This window comes from Photorhabdus sp. RM96S (assembly GCF_042879335.1).
Classification (GTDB): Bacteria; Pseudomonadota; Gammaproteobacteria; order Enterobacterales; family Enterobacteriaceae; genus Photorhabdus; species Photorhabdus kayaii.
Window position 1 is genome coordinate 1 of the sequence record NZ_JBHFKT010000233.1, and the last position, 296, is coordinate 296.

General features: G+C 59.8%; 1 protein-coding gene. It reads right to left on the bottom strand.

Features of this window, described 5'->3' with window-relative positions; translation table 11 throughout:
• Positions 1–140, bottom strand: a 140-nt coding sequence (locus tag ACGF49_RS25125) for a POTRA domain-containing protein (RefSeq protein ID WP_387493505.1), incomplete at its 3' end; no start/stop codon positions are given.
• Positions 141–296: the final 156 nt, after the last annotated feature.

The window sequence follows — 296 nt, forward strand, 5'->3', positions numbered from 1 at the left end:
GTCATCAGCCGGCTAATGCCTTTATCGCCCAGGCAATGGTTTTCGCCCTGTTGGGCGACACGCCTGAACGGCAACCAGTGCGGGAAATTTTCGGTGCCTGCCAGTCTGACGTGGGTAATGGGAAAACACGGAGTTTCCACCGCAAAGGCGGATGACTCCGCCGTTTCCGGTACCGACAGGTGAACCTCCGCAGGCGGCGGGGCTAATTGCGCCTCCAGGGCTTGCTGGCGGGCCTGTTGATGAATGAGTTGTTGTTCTGCGATGTCGGCGGCCTGACTGCCTGAAGCCACGCTACA